General features: G+C 67.4%; 1 pseudogene. It reads right to left on the reverse strand.

Annotated elements, in window-relative coordinates:
* Positions 1–1,472, reverse strand: a pseudogene (locus BST28_RS25330) (PGRS repeat-containing protein); the annotation flags it as partial.
* Between the last annotated feature and the right edge of the window lie 260 nt (positions 1,473–1,732).

Here is a 1,732-nt window from a genome sequence, read left to right on the forward strand (position 1 = left end):
CCCGCAGTCGACCCCGCCGCACTACCACCCCTACCGCCGGCACCAGCCGCCGCCCCGGTACCACCACCCGCACCAGCACCACCATTGCCACCACTGCCCGCCGCGCCACCAGCACCACCATCACCACCGACGCCACCAACACCATGAGCACCGGCCACACCATGCACCGACGCACCACCAACACCACCAGCACCACCGGCGCCGCCATCACCACCATTGCCGGCCGTGCTGGTCGCATCCCCACCATCACCACCGTCATCACCAGAACCGGCCACCGCATCCACACCGGCAGCACCATCAGCACCGGCACCACCAGCACCGCCGACACCACCACGGCCACCGGCACCACCAGCACCACCATCACCGGCATCGGCGCCACCGGCACCACCAGCACCACCGGCGCCACCATTGCCACCGGTCAACCCCGCCGTGCCATCACCGGAGACATCGGTGTGCCCGGCCACCCCGGCCGCGCCATCACCACCGTTACCGCCGGCACCACCATTGCCCAGATTGCCGCCATCACCACCACGACCACCAGCACCACCAGCAGCCCCGGCCTCGGTGGCACTGAACCCGTCACCACCACGACCACCGTTACCACCACCGGTAGCCGCCGCCCCGGCACTACCGGCCGCACCCGCACTGGCACCAAGCCCACCGCCACCGCCAGCACCGGCCACCCCGGCATCGCCACCACGACCACCCTCGCCACCATCGACGCTTAACGCATCACCATCGGCGCCATCACCACCATTGCCACCGACCCCGGCCGCACCACCATTGCCACCGTTGCCCCCGATACCGCTGACCCCGGCGGCACCGATCAGACCACCGGCCCCGGCCGCCCCACCATTGCCACCGGCACCGGCCGCGCCACCATGGCCACCATCACCGGCCGCACCACCGGCAGCCCCGGCCTCGATCGCATCGACCCCATCACCACCGGCACCACCGGCGCCACCATTGCCGCCATGGCCACCAGCACCACCAGAACCACCCGAACCGATCAGCCACGAACCCTTACCACCGGCACCACCATTGCCCCCGGCACCACCGGCTAGGCCCAGCCCACCATCAAGACCGGCCAAACCCACCGCCCCGGCCGCCCCCGCAGCACCATCACCACCAAGACCACCGTTGCCGCCAACGCCGTACATAAAACCGACACCCGCGCCACCAACACCACCATGGCCACCAGCACCACCATCGACACCAGCACCACCAGTGCCGCCATCACCACCAACACCCATCCACCAGCCACCAGCACCGCCGGCGCCACCATCACCACCATCAAGCCCCGCACCACCGGCGCCACCATCACCGAACATCCCCGCCGAGCCACCGACACCACCGACGCCATCAATGGACGTACCACCGGCACCACCATCACCAAACCACAAACCACCAGCACCACCGGCAGCATCAGCCAACGACCCACCATCAACACCGTCAACACCGTTACCGATCAGAATCTGACCGAAACCAAACGTCGCATTGATAAACGAATTGACCTCAGCACCAAACGGACTCAAAATCCACTGCTGCCCCAACTCATGCAGCGGCGCATAGAACAACGAACCAAACCAATCATCAGCAGCCGCCGAACCCGGCACCTCAGCCACCGACACATCAAACGACAACCCCCACATTAGCCAACAACGGCTCCCACGACGCCGCATCAAACAACGTCTCCCACGACGAAGCCTGACCCAAATCCCCCAGCGCCCCA

Origin of the sequence: Mycolicibacter kumamotonensis (genome assembly GCF_002086285.1) — a bacterium.
Lineage (GTDB): Bacteria > Actinomycetota > Actinomycetes > Mycobacteriales > Mycobacteriaceae > Mycobacterium > Mycobacterium kumamotonense.